Here is a 19730-nt window from a genome sequence, read left to right as displayed (position 1 = left end):
GACAGGCGGTGAGCATCGCCAACGTCGGAACGGGCTACCCGTTTGATCCTTTTGGGGTCGCTGAAACGGGCACCAACCTCGACGAATGCCGCTCAAACGCTGTCGATCATAGCTAGGCAATGCCAGGCGATTTTAGTTCTCTTGAGCACGTTCTCTTGAGATCGAACTCGGATGCATGACCTCGGTGCGTGGGCCGCGGCGTTTCGCTGATCGGTCTGGTTACTGCGGTCCTCTGTGCGTCGAAGCGCTTTCCGCTCAGCAATGGAGCGGTTGGCGCAATTTCGCTTTGCGCGGATTGTTCCGGGCAGTGCGGGCCCCGTCGGGCGGGTAGTCCGGCAGAAGAATTTGCGAACCTGATAACGGTTCGCGGCAAGACAGTGGTCCCGGCAACGGGCCGCAGCAGAAAAAGGGTGAAGGCCAGGATGCCGACGATCAACCAGCTGATCGCACAACCGCGTGAAGTTCAGAAGTCGCGCAAGAAGGTGCCGGCGCTGCAGCAGTCGCCGCAGAAGCGCGGCGTTTGCACGCGCGTCTACACCACGACCCCGAAGAAGCCGAACTCGGCGCTTCGTAAGGTCGCCAAGGTGCGCCTGACCAACGGCTTCGAGGTGATCGGCTACATCCCCGGTGAGGGCCATAACCTTCAGGAGCACTCGGTGGTCATGATCCGCGGTGGTCGCGTCAAGGACTTGCCCGGCGTGCGCTACCACATCCTCCGCGGCGTTCTGGATACCCAGGGCGTCAAGAACCGTAAGCAGCGTCGTTCGAAGTACGGCGCCAAGCGTCCGAAGTAAGCGGGAACCAGCTCAATGTCTCGTCGCCACTCAGCGGAAAAGCGCGAAGTCCTTCCCGATCCGAAGTTCGGGAACATCATCGTCACGAAGTTCATGAACTCGGTGATGTACGCCGGCAAGAAGTCGGTTGCCGAAGGTATCGTCTATGGTGCGTTCGGCATCATCGAAACCAAGACCAAGCAGAACCCGCTCGGCGTGTTCGAGCAGGCGCTCGAGAACGTCATGCCGACGATCGAGGTTCGCTCCCGCCGCGTCGGCGGCGCGACCTACCAGGTTCCGGTCGAGGTTCGCTCGACCCGCCGGCAGGCCCTGGGCATCCGCTGGCTGATCTCGGCTGCGCGCGAGCGCAACGAGAAGACGATGACCGAGCGGCTCTCGGCGGAGCTCCTGGATGCTTCGAACAACCGCGGCAACGCCGTCAAGAAGCGTGAAGACGTGCACCGGATGGCGGAAGCCAATCGCGCCTTCTCGCACTATCGCTGGTAACGGCGACACCTAACGGACTCGCAAGGAACGACCCATGCCCCGCCAACATGCCATCGAGGACTACCGTAACTTCGGTATCATGGCGCATATCGACGCCGGCAAGACCACGACGACCGAGCGCATCCTCTATTACACCGGCAAGAGCCACAAGATCGGCGAAGTGCACGAAGGTGCCGCGACGATGGACTGGATGGAGCAGGAGCAGGAGCGTGGCATCACGATCACCTCGGCTGCGACCACCGCCTTCTGGGCCGGCAAGCGCCTGAACATCATCGACACCCCCGGCCACGTCGACTTCACCATCGAAGTCGAGCGTTCGTTGCGCGTGCTCGACGGCGCCGTGTGCGTTCTCGACTCCAACCAGGGTGTCGAGCCGCAGACCGAGACCGTCTGGCGCCAGGGCGACAAGTACAAGGTTCCGCGCATCGTCTTCGCCAACAAGATGGACAAGACCGGCGCCGACTTCTTCAAGTGTCTGTCCGACATCGTCGACCGCCTCGGCGCCAAGCCGATCGCGATCCAGCTCCCGATCGGCGCCGAAAACAACTTCAAGGGTCTGGTCGACCTCGTGAAGATGAAGGGCATCATCTGGAACGACGAGTCGCTCGGCGCAAAGTTCGACTACGTTGACATCCCGGAAGATCTCGTCGAGCAGGCCAAGGAATACCGCGAGAAGATGGTGGAAGCCGCCGTCGAGCTCGACGACGACGCCATGGCTGCCTATCTCGACGGCAAGGAGCCGGACGAGGCGACCTTGAAGCGTTTGCTCCGTAAGGCGGTGCTGACCGGCGCGTTCTATCCCGTGCTGTGCGGCTCGGCCTTCAAGAATAAGGGCGTGCAGCCGCTGCTTGACGCGGTCGTCGACTATCTGCCGTCGCCGATCGACGTGCCCGCGATCAAGGGCACTGATGACCGGGGCGAGGAAGTCGTGCGCAAGGCGGACGACAAGGAGCCGCTGGCGCTGCTCGCGTTCAAGATCATGGACGACCCGTTCGTCGGCACCATCACCTTCTGCCGCATCTATTCCGGTATCCTGCAGAGCGGCACCGGCGTCGTGAACTCGACCCGCGAGAAGAAGGAGCGGATCGGGCGCATGTTGCTGATGCATGCGAACAACCGCGAAGACATCAAGGAGGCCTATGCCGGTGACATCGTCGCGCTGGCCGGCCTGAAGGAAGCGCGCACCGGTGACACGCTGTGCGATCCCGACAAGCAGGTGATCCTGGAAAAGATGGAATTCCCCGAGCCGGTCATCGAGATCGCGATCGAGCCGAAGTCGAAGGCCGACCAGGAAAAGCTGGGCGTGGCGCTGGCGAAGCTCGCCGCGGAGGATCCGTCCTTCCGCGTGTCGACCGACCAGGAGTCCGGCCAGACCATCCTGAAAGGCATGGGCGAACTCCACCTCGACATCAAGGTCGACATCCTCAAGCGCACCTACAAGGTCGACGCCAACATCGGTGCGCCGCAGGTGGCGTTCCGTGAGCGCGTCACCAAGAAGGCCGAGGTCAAGTACACTCACAAGAAGCAGACCGGTGGTACCGGTCAGTTCGCGGAAGTGTCGATCGTGGTCGAGCCGAACGAGCCCGGCAAGGGCTACGAGTTCGAGTCCAAGATCGTCGGCGGTGCGGTTCCGAAGGAATACATCCCCGGCGTCGAAAAGGGTCTCAACAGCGTGATGAGCTCGGGTGTCGTCGCGGGTTTCCCCGTGGTCGACGTCAAGGTTCAGCTCGTCGACGGCAAGTACCACGACGTCGACTCGTCGGCGCTGGCCTTCGAAATCGCATCGCGCGCGGCATTCCGCGAGGCCTTGCAGAAGGGCAAGTCGGTCCTGCTCGAGCCGATCATGAAGGTCGAGGTGGTGACCCCGGAAGACTACACCGGCTCGGTCATCGGCGACCTGAATTCCCGGCGCGGTCAGATCCAGGGTCAAGACATGCGCGGCAATGCCAACGTCATCAATGCGATGGTGCCGCTCATGAACATGTTCGGTTACGTGAACAACCTGCGCTCGATGAGCCAGGGTCGCGCGACCTTCACCATGCAGTTCGACCACTACGCAGAAGCGCCGGCGAACGTGTCGGCAGAAGTCCAGAAGAAGTTTGCCTGATTGTCGTCGGTCTAAAGCTGACGATTGAACGGAGAGTCAAATGGCCAAAGCAAAGTTTGAACGTAACAAGCCGCACTGCAACATCGGCACCATCGGTCACGTCGACCATGGCAAGACGTCGCTGACCGCGGCGATCACCAAGGTTCTCGCCGAAGCCGGCGGTGCGACGTTCACCGCGTACGACCAGATCGACAAGGCGCCGGAAGAGAAGGCGCGCGGCATCACCATCTCGACCGCGCACGTCGAGTACGAGACGCCGAACCGCCACTACGCCCACGTCGACTGCCCCGGCCACGCCGACTACGTGAAGAACATGATCACCGGCGCCGCCCAGATGGACGGTGCGATCCTGGTCGTGTCGGCCGCTGACGGCCCGATGCCGCAGACCCGCGAGCACATCCTGCTCGCCCGCCAGGTCGGCGTGCCCGCGCTCGTCGTGTTCCTCAACAAGTGCGACATGGTCGACGATCCGGAGCTGCTCGAGCTCGTCGAGCTCGAAGTCCGCGAGCTGCTCTCGAAGTACGAATTCCCGGGCGACAAGATTCCGATCATCAAGGGTTCGGCGCTGGCCGCTCTCGAAGACTCCGACAAGAAGCTCGGCCACGATGCCATCATCGAGCTGATGAAGAACGTCGACTCGTACATCCCGCAGCCGGAGCGTCCGATCGATCAGCCGTTCCTGATGCCGGTCGAAGACGTGTTCTCGATCTCGGGCCGCGGCACCGTCGTGACCGGCCGTGTCGAGCGTGGCGTGATCAAGGTCGGCGAGGAAATCGAGATCGTCGGTCTGCGTGCGACCCAGAAGACCACGGTCACCGGCGTCGAAATGTTCCGCAAGCTGCTCGATCAGGGCCAGGCCGGCGACAACATCGGCGCTCTGCTCCGCGGCACCAAGCGCGAGGAAGTCGAGCGCGGCCAGGTGCTCTGCAAGCCGGGTTCGGTCAAGCCGCACACCAAGTTCAAGGCTGAGGCTTACATCCTCACCAAGGAAGAGGGCGGTCGCCACACCCCGTTCTTCACCAACTACCGTCCGCAGTTCTACTTCCGCACCACCGACGTGACCGGTGTCGTGCATCTGCCGGAAGGCACCGAGATGGTGATGCCGGGCGACAACATCGCGATGGAAGTGCACCTGATCGTGCCGATCGCGATGGAAGAGAAGCTCCGCTTCGCGATCCGCGAAGGCGGTCGCACCGTCGGCGCCGGCGTCGTCGCCTCGATCATCGAGTAATTACGCGAATAAGGATTGGCGAGTAGCGAGTGGAAACATTCGCTATTCGCTGCTCGCCACTCTGCTCAAAGAAAGACCACGGCAATGAACGGCCAAAACATTCGTATCCGTCTCAAAGCGTTCGACCATCGTATTCTCGATACGTCGACCCGCGAGATCGTGAACACGGCGAAGCGCACCGGCGCGCAGGTCCGCGGACCCATTCCGCTGCCCACCCGCATCGAGAAGTTCACCGTCAACCGTTCGCCCCACGTCGACAAGAAGAGCCGCGAACAGTTCGAGATGCGCACTCACAAGCGTCTGCTCGACATCGTCGATCCGACCCCGCAGACCGTCGATGCTTTGATGAAGCTCGACCTGGCCGCCGGTGTCGACGTCGAGATCAAGCTCTAAGATTTTGGATCCCGTTCGCGCAAGCGGACAGAAAGAACAGGAAGCAAGCCGATGCGCTCCGGAGTGATCGCACAAAAGGTCGGGATGACGCGGGTCTTCACGGAGGCCGGCGAACATATCCCCGTGACCGTGCTGAAGCTCGGCAATTGCCAGGTCGTAGGCCACCGCACCGAAGAGAAGAACGGTTACGTCGCGCTCCAGCTTGGTTCTGGTGCCCGCAAGACCGTTTACATGCCCAAGGCAGAGCGCGGCCAGTTCGCGGTCGCCAAGGTCGAGCCGAAGCGGCGGGTTGAGGAGTTCCGCGTCACCGCGGACGCCATGATTCCGGTCGGCGCCGAGATCCAGGCCGATCACTTCGTCGTCGGCCAGTTCGTCGACGTCACCGGCACCTCGGTCGGTAAGGGCTTCGCCGGCGGTATGAAGCGCTGGAACTTCGGCGGTCTGCGCGCCACCCACGGTGTGTCGATCTCGCACCGCTCGATCGGTTCGACCGGTGGTCGTCAGGATCCCGGCAAGACCTGGAAAAACAAGAAGATGCCCGGCCACATGGGTGTCGACCGCATCACCACGCTCAACCTCCGCGTCGTTCAGCTCGATGTCGAGCGCGGCCTGATCCTCGTCGAAGGCGCCGTTCCCGGCTCCAAGGGCGGCTGGATCCGCGTGCGCGACGCCGTCAAGAAGCCGCTGCCTAAGGAAGCTCCGAAGCCCGGCAAGTTCAAGGTTGCTGGCGACGCGGAAGCCGCCCCGGCTGCGCAGGAGGCGTGAGATGGAATTGAAGGTCACCACCCTCGAAGGTAAGGAAGCCGGCTCCGTCCAGCTCTCCGACGCCATTTTCGGTCTCGAGCCGCGCGAAGACATCATTGCACGTTGTGTGCAGTGGCAGCTCAACAAGCGCCAGGCCGGTACGCACAAGGCCAAGGGCCGCGCCGAGATCTGGCGCACCGGCAAAAAGATGTACAAGCAGAAGGGCACCGGCGGTGCTCGTCACGGCTCGGCTCGCGTGCCGCAGTTCCGTGGCGGTGGCCGTGCCTTCGGTCCGGTGGTGCGTTCGCACGCCACCGACCTGCCGAAGAAGGTCCGCGCGCTTGCTCTCAAGCATGCGCTCTCGGCCAAGGCCAAGGACGGCGATCTCGTCGTGATCGAGAAGGCCGCGTTGGAAGCCGCCAAGACCAAGGCGCTGCTCGGTCATTTCTCGGGCCTGGGGCTCACCAACGCGCTGATCATCGACGGCGCCGAGCTCAATAACGGCTTTGCCGCTGCGGCCCGCAACATCCCGAACATGGACGTGCTGCCGATCCAGGGCATCAACGTCTATGACATCCTGCGCCGTCAGAAGCTCGTTCTGACCAAGGCCGCCATCGATGCGCTGGAGGCGCGCTTCAAATGACGAAGAACATCGAGCCTCGCCACTACGACGTGATCCTGTCGCCGGTCGTCACCGAAAAGGCGACGATTGCCTCGGAGCACAACAAGGTCCTGTTCAAGGTGGCCGCGAAAGCGACCAAGCCGCAGATCAAGGAAGCGATCGAGAAGCTGTTCGACGTCAAGGTCAAGAGCGTCAACACGCTGGTCCGCAAGGGCAAGACCAAGGTCTTCCGCGGCAATCTCGGTTCGCAGTCGAACAGCAAGCGCGCGATCGTGACCCTCGAAGAGGGCCACCGGATCGACGTCACCACCGGTCTGTAAGGTCGTACGACGATGGCACTGAAGACATTCAATCCCACGACGCCGGGCCAGCGGCAGCTGGTCATGGTCGATCGTTCGGCCCTCTACAAGGGCAAGCCGGTCAAGGCGCTCACCCAGGGCAAGAAATCCTCGGGCGGCCGCAACAACACCGGTCGCATCACCGTGCGCTTCCGCGGCGGCGGCCACAAGCAGACGCTGCGCACCGTCGACTTCAAGCGCGAGAAGGTGGACGTTCCCGCCACCGTCGAGCGGCTCGAGTACGATCCGAACCGCACCGGCTTCATCGCGCTGATCAAGTATCAGGACGGTGAGCAGGCCTACATCCTGGCGCCGCAGCGCCTGGCTGTGGGTGACACCATCGTCGCCGGCAACTATGTCGACGTGAAGCCGGGCAACGTCATGCCGCTGGGCAACATGCCGGTCGGCACGATCATCCACAACATCGAGACCAAGATCGGCAAGGGTGGTCAGCTCGCCCGTTCCGCCGGCACCTACGCCCAGCTCGTCGGTCGCGACCAGGACTACGTGATCATCCGTCTGAACTCGGGCGAGCAGCGCCTGGTGCACGGCCGCTGCCGCGGCACGATCGGCGCGGTGTCGAACCCGGATCACATGAACACCTCGATCGGCAAGGCCGGTCGCAAGCGTTGGATGGGCCGTCGCCCGCACAACCGCGGTGTCGCGATGAACCCGATCGACCATCCGCACGGCGGTGGTGAAGGTCGTACCTCGGGCGGTCGCCACCCGGTCACTCCGTGGGGCAAGCCGACCAAGGGCAAGAAGACCCGCACCAACAAGTCGACCAACAAATTCATTCTCCTAAGCCGCCACAAGCGGAAGAAGTAAGGAACGCCGGACATGGTTCGTTCAGTCTGGAAAGGCCCGTTCGTCGAGGGTTCTCTGCTCAAGAAGGCAGATGCCGCGCGCGCGTCCGGCCGTCACGACGTCATCAAGATCTGGAGCCGTCGCTCGACCATCCTGCCGCAGTTCGTCGGCCTGACCTTCGGCGTCTACAACGGCCAGAAGCACGTGCCGGTCGCGGTCAACGAGGAAATGGTCGGCCACAAGTTCGGCGAGTTCTCGCCGACCCGGACCTTCCATGGCCACTCCGGCGACAAGAAAGCCAAGAAGGCTTGAGGATTAAACGATGAGCAAACCTAAGCGCGAACGGAGCCTCGCCGACAACGAGGCCAAGGCGGTCGCCCGGATGCTGCGGGTGAGCCCGCAGAAGCTCAACCTGGTCGCCCAGCTCATTCGCGGCCGGAAGGCGTCTGCTGCGCTCGCCGACCTGCAGTTCTCGCGCAAGCGGATCGCGGTCGACGTGAAGAAGTGCCTGGAATCGGCTATCGCCAACGCCGAGAACAACCACGACCTCGACGTCGACGATCTCGTCGTGGCGCAGGCCTTCGTCGGCAACGGCCTCGTGATGAAGCGTTTCGCTGCCCGCGGCCGTGGCCGTTCGGGTCGTGTCTACAAACCATTTTCGCAGCTGACGATCATCGTTCGTCAGGTCGAAGCCGAAGCGGCCGCCTAAGGGACGCAGGAGAAAACGATGGGTCAAAAGATCAATCCGATCGGTCTGCGTCTCGGCATCAACCGGACCTGGGATTCCCGCTGGTTCGCCGGCAAGCAGGAATACGGCAAGCTGCTGCACGAGGACGTCAAGATCCGCGAGATCCTGCACAAGGAGCTCAAGCAGGCGGCTGTCGCCCGCATCGTGATCGAGCGTCCGCACAAGAAGTGCCGCGTCACCATCCACTCGGCCCGTCCGGGCGTGGTGATCGGCAAGAAGGGTGCCGACATCGACAAGCTGCGCAAGAAGGTGGCGGACATCACCTCGTCCGACGTCGTCATCAACATCGTCGAGATCCGCAAGCCGGAGCTCGATGCGACGCTGGTGGCGGAGTCGATCGCGCAGCAGCTCGAGCGCCGTGTGGCGTTCCGCCGTGCCATGAAGCGCGCCGTGCAGTCGGCGATGCGTCTCGGCGCGGAAGGCATCCGCATCAACTGCTCGGGCCGTCTGGGCGGTGCGGAAATCGCGCGCATGGAGTGGTACCGCGAAGGTCGCGTGCCGCTGCACACGCTGCGCGCCGACATCGACTACGGCGTTGCGACCGCGTTCACGACCTTCGGCACCTGCGGCGTCAAGGTCTGGATCTTCAAGGGTGAGATCCTCGAGCACGATCCGATGGCCCAGGACAAGAGAATGGCCGAAGGCGAGGGTGGTGGTAGCGGTGGTGGCCGTCAGCGCCGCGACGCGGCCGCGGCCTGAGCCAGCACAGGAATTTGAGGGCTTAAAGCCATGATGCAACCTAAGAAAACGAAGTTCCGGAAGGCGCATAAGGGCCGCATCCACGGCGTCGCGTCTTCGGGCGCGACGTTGGCGTTCGGCCAGTTCGGCCTGAAGGCGACCGAGCCGGAGCGCGTCACCGCGCGCCAGATCGAAGCCGCCCGCCGCGCGCTGACCCGCCACATGAAGCGCGCCGGCCGCGTCTGGATCCGCGTGTTCCCCGACGTTCCGGTGTCGAAGAAGCCGGCCGAAGTCCGCATGGGCTCCGGCAAGGGTTCGCCGGAATTGTGGGTCGTTCGCGTGAAGCCGGGCCGGGTGCTGTTCGAGATCGACGGCGTCAACACCCAGACGGCACGTGAGGCGCTGACCCTGGCGGCCGCCAAGCTGCCGATCAAGACGCGCTTCGTCGAGCGCATTGCGGAGTAATGGCCATGGCCCAGATGAAGATCGAAGACATCCGCGCGATGAGCCCCGACCAGCAGGATGACGCCGTCCTGAACCTGAAGAAGGAGCGCTTCAACCTGCGCTTCCAGCGCGCCACCGGGCAGCTCGAGAACACCTCGCGCCTGCGCGAGGCTCGCCGTGACATCGCCCGGATCAAGACCGTCGCCGCGCAGCAGCGCGCGAAGAAGAAGTAAGAGGCTTACGAAGATGCCGAAACGTACTCTGCAGGGCGTGGTCGTCAGCGACAAGCAAGCGAAGACCATCGTGGTGCGCGTCGATCGCCGCTTCACGCACCCGATCTACAAGAAGACGATCCGCCGTTCGAAGAACTATCACGCGCACGACGAGAGCAACGAGTTCAAGCCGGGCGACGTGGTGTGGATCGAGGAATCGAAGCCGATTTCGAAGTTGAAGCGCTGGGTCGTGATCCGGGGCGAGCACAAGAAAAGCGCCTGAGCTGCCGGCACTTAGCCGACTGACTTCAGGGAAATGTTGAGCGCAGCGCGTCTGCGCGAAGAGAAAGAGGACGAGGTGCATCAATGATTCAGATGCAGACCAACCTCGACGTGGCCGACAATTCTGGCGCACGCCGTGTCATGTGTATCAAGGTGCTCGGAGGCTCCAAGCGCCGCTACGCCACCATCGGCGACATCATCGTCGTGTCGATCAAGGAAGCGATTCCGCGCGGCAAGGTGAAGAAGGGCGACGTGATGAAGGCCGTCGTGGTGCGTGTCCGCAAGGACATCCGCCGCGCCGACGGTTCGGTCATCCGCTTCGACCGCAACGCCGCCGTCCTGATCAACAACCAGGCCGAGCCGGTCGGCACCCGTATCTTCGGGCCCGTGCCGCGCGAGCTGCGCGCCAAGAACCACATGAAGATCATTTCGCTCGCGCCGGAGGTGCTGTGATGGCTGCGAAGATCCGCAAGGGCGACAAGGTCGTCGTGCTGACCGGTCGCGACAAGGGTCGCACCGGCGAGGTGTTCGAGGTGCGTCCCGACGCCGGCACCGCGCTCGTGCGCGGCATCAACATGGTCAAGCGTCACCAGAAGCAGACGCAGGCCCAGGAGGGCGGCATCATCTCGAAAGAGGCGCCGATCCAACTGTCCAACATCGCGTATGTCGGCAAGGACGGAAAGCCGACGCGCGTCGGATTCAAGATTCTGGCGGACGGCAAGAAGGTTCGCATCGCCAAGAGCTCGGGAGCTGAGATCGATGGCTGAGACCGTTTACGTGCCGCGCCTGCGCGCGGAATATGACGCGAAGATTCGCGGCGCGCTGACCGAGAAGTTCGGTTACGAGAACGTCATGCAGGTTCCGCGCCTGGACAAGGTCGTGCTGAACATGGGCGTTGGCGATTCCGTCAACGACCGCAAGAAAGCCGAGAACGCCGCCGCCGAACTGACCCAGATCGCCGGCCAGAAGGCGATCGTGACCTATTCGCGTATCGCGATCGCGACCTTCAAGCTGCGTGAGAATCAGCCGATCGGCTGCAAGGTCACGCTGCGCAAGGCCCGTATGTACGAGTTCATCGATCGCCTGGTGACGGTCGCGCTGCCGCGCGTCCGCGACTTCCGCGGCTTGAACCCGAAGAGCTTTGACGGCCGCGGCAACTACTCGCTCGGCATCAAGGAGCACATCATTTTCCCCGAGATCGACTTCGACAAGGTCACGGAAGCCCGCGGTATGGACATCACCGTCTGCACCACGGCCAAGACCGACGAAGAGGCGAGGGCCTTGTTGACCGCTTTCAATTTCCCGTTCCGGCAGTGAGACGCTGACCTAAAGCCTCTCAAACGCGGATACCCAGGAGCCAAGCATGGCAAAGAAGAGTTCAGTCGAGAAGAACAACCGGCGCAAGCGGATGGTGAAGAACGCCGCCGCCAAGCGCGAGCGGTTGAAGGCGATCATCGCCGACAAGAAGCTGCCGATGGAGGAGCGCTTCGCTGCGACGTTGAAGCTGGCGGAAATGCCGCGCAACTCGTCGGCGACCCGCATCCGTCTGCGTTGCGAGCTGTCGGGCCGTCCGCGCTCGAACTACCGCAAGAACAAGCTGTCCCGTATCGCGCTGCGCGAACTTGGCTCCAAGGGCATGGTCCCGGGCCTCGTGAAGTCGAGCTGGTAAGGAGGGTCGTTTAGATGTCTACGCACGATCCAATCAGCGATCTCATCACCCGCATCCGCAACGCGCAGATGCGCTCCAAGACCAAGGTCTCCACGCCCGGCTCCAAGATGCGCGAGAACGTGCTCGAGGTGTTGAAGACCGAGGGCTACATCCGCGGCTACGCCACGCTCGAGCATTCCTCGGGCCGCAGCGAGATCGAGATCGAGCTGAAGTATTTCGACGGCGAGCCCGTCATCCGCGAGATCGAACGTGTCTCCAAGCCCGGGCGCAGAGTCTACGCCTCGGTGAAGAACCTGCCGCGGGTCAACAACGGGCTCGGCATTTCGGTGTTGTCGACGCCGAAGGGGATCATGGCCGACCACAGCGCACGCGACGCGAATGTGGGCGGTGAAGTCCTCTTCACGGTGTTCTGAGAAGGATTTTTGATCCATGTCACGTGTTGGCAAAAGGCCTGTGGCGGTGCCGTCGGGCGTTACCGCGACCGTCGATGGGCAGACCGTCAAGATGAAGGGGCCGAAGGGCCAGCTTCAGTTCGTCGTCCATGACGACGTCGAGGTGAAGCTCGAGAACGGCCAGGTCAAGGTCAAGCCGCGGCTCGAGACCAATCGCGCGCGGGCGCTCTACGGCACCGCACGCGCCCAGGTCGCGAACCTCGTCGAAGGCGTCACCAAGGGCTTCGAGAAGAAGCTCGAAATCACCGGCGTCGGCTACCGCGCCGCGATGCAAGGCAAGAACCTGCAGCTCGCGCTCGGCTACAGCCACGACGTGATCTATCAGATCCCGGAAGGGATCACGATCACCGTGCCGAAGCCGACCGAGATCACGGTGACCGGCAGCGACGTCCAGCGCGTCGGCCAGGTGGCCGCTGAGATCCGCGCCTATCGTCCGCCGGAGCCCTACAAGGGCAAGGGCGTGAAGTATGTTGGCGAATTCATCTTCCGCAAGGAAGGCAAGAAGAAGTAACGGAGCCGGTCATGTCGAAAGCCAAGGTTACGAATGCCCGGCGCAAGCGGAGTGTGCGGCTGAAGCTGCGCCGCTCCGGTGGTGGCCGTCCGCGCCTGTCGGTGTTCCGTTCGTCCAAGCACATCTACGCCCAGGTCATCGACGACCTGAAGGGCGAGACGCTGGCCTCTGCCTCCTCGCTCGAGAAGTCGATGCGCGACGGCGGCAAGACCGGCGCCGACATCGATGCTGCGAAGGCGGTCGGCAAGCTGCTGGCCCAGCGTGCCGCGGAGAAGGGCGTCAAGGAAGTCGTGTTCGATCGCGGCAGCTATCTCTATCATGGGCGCGTCAAGGCTCTTGCCGACGCGGCGCGTGAGAGCGGGCTGAGCTTCTAACAGAATTTGAGGATTGAGGCGTAAGCCTCTGAAGGATTGGAAAAACCATGGCAGGTGAACGCGAACACCGCGGCGGACGTGAACGCAGGGAGCGCGAGGAGCGCGACAGCGAGTTCGTCGACAAGCTCGTCCACATCAACCGCGTGGCCAAGGTCGTCAAGGGCGGCAAGCGCTTCGGTTTCGCCGCGCTGGTCGTGATCGGCGACCAGAAGGGCCGCGCCGGCTTCGGTCACGGCAAGGCGCGCGAAGTGCCTGAGGCGATCCGCAAAGCGACGGAAGCCGCCAAGCGCAACCTGACCCGTGTGTCGCTGCGCGAGGGCCGCACCCTCCATCACGACATCGCCGGCCGTCACGGCGCGGGCCGTGTGTACCTGCGCGCCGCTCCGGCCGGTACCGGCATCATCGCCGGCGGTCCCATGCGCGCCGTGTTCGAGACGCTCGGCGTCCAAGACGTGGTGGCGAAGTCGATCGGCTCGTCGAACCCGTATAACATGGTGCGCGCGACCTTCGACGCGCTCAAGCACCAGGATTCGCCGCGTTCGGTCGCAGCCCGCCGCAACATCAAGGTATCCACCCTGCAGGCCCGTCGCATCGGCGGCGATGCCGAGGCGGCTGCCGACTAACGGAAGCTTTTCGGAGTAGACTCCCATGGCCAAGGCCGCAAAGACGATCAAGCTCGAGCAGACCGGCAGCGCGATCCGCCGCCATCACTCGCAGCGTTCGACGTTGATCGGACTCAAGCTCAACAAGATCGGCCGCGTCAGCGAGCTGCCGGATACCCCGGCGGTCCGCGGCATGATCGAGAAGGTTCACCATCTCGTCCGCATCGTCGACGAGAAGTAAGACAAGGAGAAGGGCGATGAAGCTCAGCGATATCGCCGACAACGCCGGCTCGCGCAAGAAGCGCATGCGCGTCGGCCGCGGCATTGGTTCGGGCAAGGGCAAGCAGTCCGGCCGCGGCGGCAAGGGCCAGACCGCGCGTTCGGGCGTGCGCATCAAGGGTTTCGAAGGCGGCCAGATGCCGATGCATCGCCGTCTGCCCAAGCGCGGCTTCAACAACATCTTCCGCGTCGAGTTCGTCGAGATCAATCTCGACCGGCTCCAGGAAGCGGTCGATGCCAAGAAGATCGACGCCGGCAGCGTCGTGAACGTCGAGGCGCTGGTGAAGGCCGGCGTGCTGCGCCGCGCCAAGGCCGGTCTGCGGCTGCTCGGCCGCGGCGAGCTCAAGGCCAAGCTCAACATCGAAGTGCATGGCGCCTCGAAGTCCGCGATCGCGGCGGTCGAGAAGGCCGGCGGCTCGGTGAAGATCCTCGCGCCCGCCAAGGAAGAAGGCGAGGCGGCGTAACAACTGCGTCATTGGCCCGCGCCTCGCGGGCCTTTACGCATGCTGGACGTTGGACTTATCGAAGCCGAGCACCAGATAATGTCCGGCGTCCGCTAAAGTAGCCCGGCCGCGGGCATAACGGCGCAAAAGGCGGCGGGAGAAAGTCCAAGATGGTCTCAGCAGCGGAACAACTGGCAGCCAATCTCAATTTCGGCGCGTTTGCCAAGGCCGACGAGCTGAAGAAGCGCATCTGGTTTACCCTGGGTGCGCTGCTCGTTTATCGGCTGGGGACGTACATCCCGCTGCCTGGTATCGATCCCAACATCTGGGAGCAGGTGTTCCGCTCGCAGGCAGGCGGCATCCTCGGCATGTTCAACATGTTCGCCGGCGGCGGCATCCACCGCATGGCGATCTTCGCGCTGAACATCATGCCGTACATTTCGGCCTCGATCATCATCCAGCTTCTCACCACCGTTTCGCCGCAGCTCGAGGCGCTGAAGAAGGAAGGCGAGGCGGGCCGCAAGACGCTGAACCAGTACACGCGCTATCTGACCGTGATCCTGGCAGCGTTCCAGTCCTACGGTATCGCGGTGGGTCTCGAGGGCGCCGGCAACGTCGTCAGCGACCCCGGCATGTTCTTCCGTCTCTCCACGGCGATCACGCTGACCGGCGGCACCATGTTCCTGATGTGGCTGGGCGAGCAGATCACCTCGCGCGGCATCGGCAACGGCATCTCGCTGATCATCCTGTCCGGCATCGTCGCTGAGCTGCCCGCGGCGCTCGCCAACATGCTCGAGCTCGGTCGTCAGGGCGCGATGTCCACCGGCCTGATCCTGGTCGTGATCGTGATGGCGGTCGCCGTGATCGCCTTCATCGTGTTCATGGAGCGTGCCCAGCGCCGCCTCTTGATCCAGTATCCGAAGCGCCAGGTCGGCAACAAGATGTTCGAGGGCCAGTCCTCGCATCTGCCGCTGAAGCTCAACACCTCGGGCGTGATCCCGCCGATCTTCGCGTCGTCGCTGCTGCTGCTGCCGACGACGGTCGCGAACTTCAACGCCGGCAAGGGGCCGGAGTGGTTCCAGTGGATCACGACCCAGCTCGGCCACGGCCGTCCGCTGTTCCTGATCCTCTATCTCGCGCTGATCGTGTTCTTCGCGTTCTTCTACACCGCGATCGTGTTCAACCCGACCGAGACCGCGGACAATCTGAAGAAGCATGGCGGCTTCATTCCGGGCATCCGCCCCGGCGAGCGCACCGCGGAATACATCGACTACGTGCTGTCGCGCATCACCGTGATCGGCGCGATCTATCTCGCGATCGTCTGTTTGATCCCAGAGATCCTGATCTCCTACGCCTCGGTGCCGTTCTACTTCGGCGGCACGTCGCTGCTGATCGTGGTGAGCGTCACCATGGATACGGTCGCGCAGGTGCAGGGCTATCTGCTCGCCCATCAGTATGAGGGGCTGATCCGGAAGTCGAAGCTGCGCGGCGGTCGCCGTCGCTGACGCGCGGCGGCCGGTCAGACCGCCGATCGCTGCCACCGATTCGCTGCGCGCACGTAGCGCGCAGCGGCCACAAGGTCCGCGCCGAGCCGCGCGACTGCATCGGCAGAGCCGCTCTCACCACCACGCAATCGCTGATTTCACAGGGCTTCTTGGCCTCTGGGCACCCGCTCCCCTATGATATGGGTGGCGGTGCGGCGCTGATTGTGGTTTGCACTATTTCTTGATCTTCAAACACTGGTGCGCGACGTATCGCTCACCAATCCGGGGGGCGTACGCCGATGAGAATTATACTTCTGGGACCGCCGGGGTCGGGCAAGGGGACCCAGGCGCAACTGCTGGTGCAGCGCTACGGCATCGTCCAGCTCTCGACCGGCGAGATGCTTCGCGCTGCGGTTGCGGCCGGTACGCCGGTCGGGCTGAAGGCCAAGGAGATCATGGCTGGTGGCGGCCTCGTGCCCGACGACGTCGTGGTCGGAATCATCTCTGACCGGATCGACCAGCCGGATGCCAAGGCCGGTTTCATCCTGGACGGCTTCCCGCGCACCGTGCCGCAGGCCGAGGCGCTCGACGAGCTCCTCAAGCACAAGCACATGAAGCTCGATGCCGTGATCGAGCTCCGCGTCAACGAGAGCGCGCTTCTGAGCCGCGTCGAGACGCGCGTGGCGCAGATGCGGGAGCGCGGGGAGGAGGTCCGGGTCGACGACACCCCAGAGGTCCTGACCAAGCGGCTGGCCAGCTACCGCAGCCTGACGGAACCCCTGATTCACTACTATTCCGAGCGGCGCAAGCTCTCGACCATCGATGGCATGATGGCCATCGATGAAGTCACCCGTGCGATTCACCGCCTCCTGCTGGCCCTCGGGGCGGTCGAGCCCAAGACGCACGCCAAGGGGACGACCAAGAGCACGGTGAAGGGCGCCGCCAAGAAGGGGGCTAAAAAGGCCGCCAAGGTGGCCAAGAAACCGGCAAAAACGGCCAAAAAGGCTGCAAAAGCCTCCAAAAAGGCTGCCAAGGGCGCCCCGAAGACCACCAAGAAGGCCCTGAAGAAGGCGGTCAAGAAAATGGTCAAAAAGGCCGCCAAAAAGGGCCCGAAGAAGAGCGCAAAAAAGGTCACGAAAAAGCGAGCTAAACGCTAGCAGCGGTTGACGAAAGCCCCCTGAATCCCTTAATAAGCCCCGCATCCAAGTCGGATAGTTTCAGACGATGCCGGGCCCCAGGAAGACCGGGGGTGGGCGTCGTGTTCGCGTTTGTGAACACCTGCCCGAGAAAGCAAGCACTTAAAGCCTGATTCCTGACGAGGGATCGGCAACAGGAGAGAAGGCCGTGGCCCGTATTGCCGGCGTGAACATTCCCACCAACAAGCGCGTGCTGATCGCGCTCCAGTACATCCATGGCATCGGCCCCAAGATCGCCGGTGACATCATCGAGAAGGTGAAGATCCCCGAGGATCGTCGCGTCAATCAGCTCAGCGACGCCGAAGTGCTCCAGATCCGCGAAGTGATCGACCGCGACTATCTCGTCGAGGGCGACCTGCGTCGCGAGGTCGGCATCAACATCAAGCGTCTGATGGACCTCGGCTGCTATCGCGGCCTGCGTCATCGTCGCGGTCTGCCGGTGCGCGGTCAGCGTACCCACACCAATGCGCGCACGCGCAAGGGCCCGGCCAAGGCCATCGCCGGCAAGAAGAAGTAAGTCTTCGAATTCCATCGCGGCGTGTGGCGAACAGGGGATTGCCCGTTCGCCACGCGCCTTTCGTTCCACAGGTGTAGCCGCTGGCATTACGGCGGCGTTTGAGATCTTCAGGAAAGGGACTCAATGGGCAAGGAAGCCACCCGCGTTCGCCGTCGTGAGCGCAAGAACATCGCCTCCGGCGTCGCGCACGTGAACTCGTCGTTCAACAACACGACCATCACCATCACCGACGCGCAGGGCAACACGATTGCCTGGTCGTCAGCGGGCACCATGGGTTTCAAGGGATCGCGCAAGTCGACCCCGTATGCAGCGCAGGTCGCTGCGGAGGACGTTTCCAAGAAGGCGCAGGAGCACGGCATGCGCACGCTGGAAGTCGAAGTCGCCGGTCCCGGTTCGGGCCGCGAATCGGCGCTCCGCGCATTGCAGGCTGCGGGCTTCACCGTCACCTCGATCCGCGACGTGACCACGATCCCGCACAATGGTTGCCGGCCGCGCAAGCGCCGCCGCGTTTGATACGAAGTTGCGGGTGCATTGGCGCCCGTGATGACTTTTTGCGAAGCCGCGGGAATGATCTGCGGCCTTTCTCCAACGCCAGTATTTTGAACTTTCAAATTGACTGGCCTGTATGGGTGAAACAGTGACGATCCAGAAAAATTGGCAAGAACTGATTCGGCCGAACAAGCTCCAGGTCACGCCCGGCAGCGATCCGGCCCGTTTCGCGACCATCGTCGCCGAGCCGCTCGAGCGCGGCTTCGGCCAGACGCTCGGCAATGCGCTGCGCCGCATCCTTTTGTCCTCGCTCCAGGGCGCGGCGGTGCAGTCGGTGCACATCGACGGCGTGCTGCACGAGTTCTCCTCGATCGCGGGCGTCCGTGAGGACGTCACCGACATCGTGCTCAACATCAAGGACATCTCGATCAAGATGCAGGGCGAAGGCCCCAAGCGCATGGTCGTGAAGAAGCAGGGCCCGGGCGTGGTCACCGCCGGCGACATCCAGACCGTCGGCGACGTCACCGTGCTCAACCCGGACCTGCAGATCTGCACCCTCGACGAGGGCGCGGAGATCCGCATGGAGTTCACGGTCTCGACCGGCAAGGGCTACGTGCCCGCCGAGCGCAACCGGCCCGAGGATGCGCCGATCGGCCTGATCCCGGTCGACAGCCTGTACTCGCCGGTCCGCAAGGTCTCCTACAAGGTCGAGAACACCCGCGAGGGCCAGATCCTCGACTACGACAAGCTGACCATGACGATCGAGACCAACGGCGCGATCTCGCCGGACGACTCGGTGGCCTATGCCGCGCGCATCCTGCAGGATCAGCTCAACGTGTTCGTCAACTTCGAAGAGCCGCGCAAGGAGGTCGCCCAGGAGATCATCCCGGACCTCGCCTTCAACCCGGCCTTCCTCAAGAAGGTGGACGAGCTCGAGCTGTCGGTGCGTTCGGCCAACTGCCTGAAGAACGACAACATCGTCTACATCGGCGACCTCGTGCAGAAGTCGGAAGCCGAAATGCTCCGCACTCCGAACTTCGGCCGCAAGTCGCTGAACGAGATCAAGGAAGTGCTGGCCCAGATGGGTCTGCACCTCGGCATGGAAGTGCCGGGCTGGCCGCCTGAGAACATCGACGAGCTCGCCAAGCGCTTCGAGGATCACTACTGATCCGAACGTACGACAAGCCAAGGCGCGAATTCATCGCGCTTTAGCGGGCGAACGCAGGCAGCCCACCTGAGCAACATGTCCGACGAACCGTCGCGGCAGTTTTAACGTAAGGAATAGTCACATGCGTCACGGCAAGGTTCATCGGAAGCTCAACCGCACGGCCGAGCACCGCCGCGCGATGTTCGCCAACATGGCGGCCTCGCTGATCAAGCACGAGCAGATCGTCACCACGCTGCCCAAGGCCAAGGAGCTTCGCCCGATCGTCGAGAAGCTCGTCACCCTCGGCAAGAAGGGCGGCCTGTCGCTGCGCCGTCAGGCGATCGCCGAGCTGCGCGACGTCGACATGGTCAAGAAGCTCTTCGACACGCTCGCGACCCGCTACAAGGACCGCCAGGGCGGCTACACCCGCATCATCAAGGCCGGCTTCCGCTACGGCGACAACGCCGCGATGGCCGTGATCGAGTTCGTCGATCGCGACGTCGACGCCAAGGGCCAGGACTCCGGTCCGGTGCAAGAGAAGGAAGCCGAGGCGGCGTAAGCCGGACCGGCCATCAGGTTTCAAAAGCGGCGCCCCCCGGGCGCCGCTTTTTTGCTTTGAGCGTAGCTGTAGGGTGGGCAAAGGCGCGCGCTTGCGCGCGCCGCGCCCACCACTTGATCCCG

The 19730-nt window shown here is 63.3% G+C and carries 31 protein-coding genes; all 31 read left to right on the top strand.

The features are described 5' to 3' along the window. Window positions 1-422: 422 nt before the first annotated feature. The 31 genes from rpsL to rplQ all read left to right on the top strand — a co-directional run bounded on the left by rpsL (window position 423) and on the right by rplQ (window position 19608). Window positions 423-794, top strand: coding sequence for a 30S ribosomal protein S12 (rpsL, locus tag AXW67_RS38340; protein ID WP_007603006.1), 372 nt, complete (start codon window positions 423-425; stop codon window positions 792-794). Between the two features lie 15 nt (window positions 795-809). Beyond that, window positions 810-1280 carry a 30S ribosomal protein S7 gene (gene rpsG, locus AXW67_RS38335; protein ID WP_027520967.1) on the top strand — a complete coding sequence of 157 codons (471 nt, stop codon included), beginning with the start codon at window positions 810-812 and terminating at the stop codon, window positions 1278-1280. A gap of 34 nt (window positions 1281-1314) precedes the next feature. After that, window positions 1315-3387, top strand: a complete 2073-nt coding sequence (gene fusA / locus AXW67_RS38330) for an elongation factor G (RefSeq protein WP_027554151.1) — start codon at window positions 1315-1317, stop codon at window positions 3385-3387. Window positions 3388-3427: 40 nt separating this feature from the next. Continuing rightward, entirely contained in the window at window positions 3428-4618 is a 1191-nt protein-coding gene (gene tuf, locus AXW67_RS38325; RefSeq protein ID WP_027554152.1) for an elongation factor Tu, read from the top strand. An 84-nt stretch (window positions 4619-4702) separates the two neighbouring features. Then, entirely contained in the window at window positions 4703-5011 is a 309-nt protein-coding gene (rpsJ, locus tag AXW67_RS38320; RefSeq protein WP_002712302.1) for a 30S ribosomal protein S10, read from the top strand. A 51-nt stretch (window positions 5012-5062) separates the two neighbouring features. Continuing rightward, a complete protein-coding gene (gene rplC, locus AXW67_RS38315) occupies window positions 5063-5776 on the top strand; it encodes a 50S ribosomal protein L3 (protein WP_027554153.1) in 714 nt (237 codons plus the stop codon). A gap of 1 nt (window position 5777) precedes the next feature. After that, entirely contained in the window at window positions 5778-6398 is a 621-nt protein-coding gene (gene rplD, locus AXW67_RS38310) for a 50S ribosomal protein L4 (protein ID WP_018647243.1), read from the top strand. Beyond that, a complete protein-coding gene (locus AXW67_RS38305) occupies window positions 6395-6697 on the top strand; it encodes a 50S ribosomal protein L23 (protein WP_008136362.1) in 303 nt (100 codons plus the stop codon). The genes rplD and AXW67_RS38305 overlap by 4 nt, the downstream gene beginning before the upstream one ends. 12 nt (window positions 6698-6709) lie before the next feature. After that, a complete protein-coding gene (gene rplB, locus AXW67_RS38300; RefSeq protein WP_063682063.1) occupies window positions 6710-7543 on the top strand; it encodes a 50S ribosomal protein L2 in 834 nt (277 codons plus the stop codon). Between the two features lie 12 nt (window positions 7544-7555). Next, window positions 7556-7834: a 30S ribosomal protein S19 gene (rpsS, locus tag AXW67_RS38295; RefSeq protein WP_008136357.1), complete on the top strand. Its 279-nt coding sequence runs from the start codon at window positions 7556-7558 to the stop codon at window positions 7832-7834. 10 nt (window positions 7835-7844) lie between these two features. After that, on the top strand, window positions 7845-8231 hold the full coding sequence (gene rplV, locus AXW67_RS38290; protein WP_008549264.1) for a 50S ribosomal protein L22: 387 nt from the start codon (window positions 7845-7847) through the stop codon (window positions 8229-8231). An 18-nt stretch (window positions 8232-8249) separates the two neighbouring features. Continuing rightward, window positions 8250-8969 (top strand): 30S ribosomal protein S3, encoded by a 720-nt coding sequence (gene rpsC / locus AXW67_RS38285; RefSeq protein WP_027554155.1) that lies wholly within the window; start codon window positions 8250-8252, stop codon window positions 8967-8969. Window positions 8970-8999: 30 nt separating this feature from the next. After that, a complete protein-coding gene (rplP, locus tag AXW67_RS38280) occupies window positions 9000-9413 on the top strand; it encodes a 50S ribosomal protein L16 (RefSeq protein ID WP_027554156.1) in 414 nt (137 codons plus the stop codon). A 5-nt stretch (window positions 9414-9418) separates the two neighbouring features. After that, window positions 9419-9625 carry a 50S ribosomal protein L29 gene (gene rpmC, locus AXW67_RS38275; RefSeq protein ID WP_027520957.1) on the top strand — a complete coding sequence of 69 codons (207 nt, stop codon included), beginning with the start codon at window positions 9419-9421 and terminating at the stop codon, window positions 9623-9625. Window positions 9626-9638: 13 nt separating this feature from the next. Beyond that, on the top strand, window positions 9639-9887 hold the full coding sequence (rpsQ, locus tag AXW67_RS38270; RefSeq protein WP_018647248.1) for a 30S ribosomal protein S17: 249 nt from the start codon (window positions 9639-9641) through the stop codon (window positions 9885-9887). A gap of 83 nt (window positions 9888-9970) precedes the next feature. Continuing rightward, window positions 9971-10339 (top strand): 50S ribosomal protein L14, encoded by a 369-nt coding sequence (gene rplN / locus AXW67_RS38265; RefSeq protein ID WP_008549246.1) that lies wholly within the window; start codon window positions 9971-9973, stop codon window positions 10337-10339. Next, on the top strand, window positions 10339-10653 hold the full coding sequence (gene rplX, locus AXW67_RS38260; protein ID WP_011088142.1) for a 50S ribosomal protein L24: 315 nt from the start codon (window positions 10339-10341) through the stop codon (window positions 10651-10653). Before rplN ends, rplX begins: the two co-directional genes overlap by 1 nt. Next, window positions 10646-11203, top strand: coding sequence for a 50S ribosomal protein L5 (rplE, locus tag AXW67_RS38255; RefSeq protein ID WP_063682062.1), 558 nt, complete (start codon window positions 10646-10648; stop codon window positions 11201-11203). The genes rplX and rplE overlap by 8 nt, the downstream gene beginning before the upstream one ends. A gap of 46 nt (window positions 11204-11249) precedes the next feature. Further along, on the top strand, window positions 11250-11555 hold the full coding sequence (gene rpsN / locus AXW67_RS38250; RefSeq protein WP_018322268.1) for a 30S ribosomal protein S14: 306 nt from the start codon (window positions 11250-11252) through the stop codon (window positions 11553-11555). 14 nt (window positions 11556-11569) lie between these two features. Further along, window positions 11570-11968, top strand: a complete 399-nt coding sequence (gene rpsH, locus AXW67_RS38245; protein ID WP_027554158.1) for a 30S ribosomal protein S8 — start codon at window positions 11570-11572, stop codon at window positions 11966-11968. Between the two features lie 16 nt (window positions 11969-11984). Next, entirely contained in the window at window positions 11985-12518 is a 534-nt protein-coding gene (rplF, locus tag AXW67_RS38240; RefSeq protein WP_027554159.1) for a 50S ribosomal protein L6, read from the top strand. 11 nt (window positions 12519-12529) lie between these two features. Beyond that, the gene (gene rplR / locus AXW67_RS38235) at window positions 12530-12892 is read left to right on the top strand and encodes a 50S ribosomal protein L18 (RefSeq protein WP_027554160.1); all 363 of its coding nucleotides are present in this window, start codon (window positions 12530-12532) and stop codon (window positions 12890-12892) included. Window positions 12893-12939: 47 nt separating this feature from the next. Further along, the gene (gene rpsE / locus AXW67_RS38230) at window positions 12940-13515 is read left to right on the top strand and encodes a 30S ribosomal protein S5 (RefSeq protein ID WP_027554161.1); all 576 of its coding nucleotides are present in this window, start codon (window positions 12940-12942) and stop codon (window positions 13513-13515) included. 25 nt (window positions 13516-13540) lie between these two features. Continuing rightward, the gene (rpmD, locus tag AXW67_RS38225; RefSeq protein ID WP_063682061.1) at window positions 13541-13735 is read left to right on the top strand and encodes a 50S ribosomal protein L30; all 195 of its coding nucleotides are present in this window, start codon (window positions 13541-13543) and stop codon (window positions 13733-13735) included. Between the two features lie 16 nt (window positions 13736-13751). Then, window positions 13752-14237 carry a 50S ribosomal protein L15 gene (gene rplO, locus AXW67_RS38220; protein WP_063682060.1) on the top strand — a complete coding sequence of 162 codons (486 nt, stop codon included), beginning with the start codon at window positions 13752-13754 and terminating at the stop codon, window positions 14235-14237. Between the two features lie 149 nt (window positions 14238-14386). Beyond that, window positions 14387-15721 (top strand): preprotein translocase subunit SecY, encoded by a 1335-nt coding sequence (gene secY / locus AXW67_RS38215; RefSeq protein WP_027554164.1) that lies wholly within the window; start codon window positions 14387-14389, stop codon window positions 15719-15721. 278 nt (window positions 15722-15999) lie between these two features. Next, window positions 16000-16857 (top strand): adenylate kinase, encoded by an 858-nt coding sequence (locus AXW67_RS38210; RefSeq protein WP_063682059.1) that lies wholly within the window; start codon window positions 16000-16002, stop codon window positions 16855-16857. A 187-nt stretch (window positions 16858-17044) separates the two neighbouring features. Further along, on the top strand, window positions 17045-17413 hold the full coding sequence (gene rpsM, locus AXW67_RS38205) for a 30S ribosomal protein S13 (protein ID WP_018647258.1): 369 nt from the start codon (window positions 17045-17047) through the stop codon (window positions 17411-17413). Window positions 17414-17536: 123 nt separating this feature from the next. Continuing rightward, window positions 17537-17926, top strand: coding sequence for a 30S ribosomal protein S11 (gene rpsK / locus AXW67_RS38200; protein WP_007603045.1), 390 nt, complete (start codon window positions 17537-17539; stop codon window positions 17924-17926). Window positions 17927-18038: 112 nt separating this feature from the next. Beyond that, a complete protein-coding gene (locus AXW67_RS38195; RefSeq protein ID WP_035685709.1) occupies window positions 18039-19070 on the top strand; it encodes a DNA-directed RNA polymerase subunit alpha in 1032 nt (343 codons plus the stop codon). 121 nt (window positions 19071-19191) lie between these two features. Continuing rightward, window positions 19192-19608: a 50S ribosomal protein L17 gene (gene rplQ, locus AXW67_RS38190; protein WP_063682058.1), complete on the top strand. Its 417-nt coding sequence runs from the start codon at window positions 19192-19194 to the stop codon at window positions 19606-19608. The last annotated feature ends 122 nt before the right edge of the window (window positions 19609-19730 follow it).

This window comes from Bradyrhizobium neotropicale (assembly GCF_001641695.1).
Taxonomy (GTDB): Bacteria; Pseudomonadota; Alphaproteobacteria; order Rhizobiales; family Xanthobacteraceae; genus Bradyrhizobium; species Bradyrhizobium neotropicale.
The sequence above is the reverse complement of the archived record's forward strand: the minus strand, read 5'-3'. Positions and strand labels throughout refer to the sequence as shown.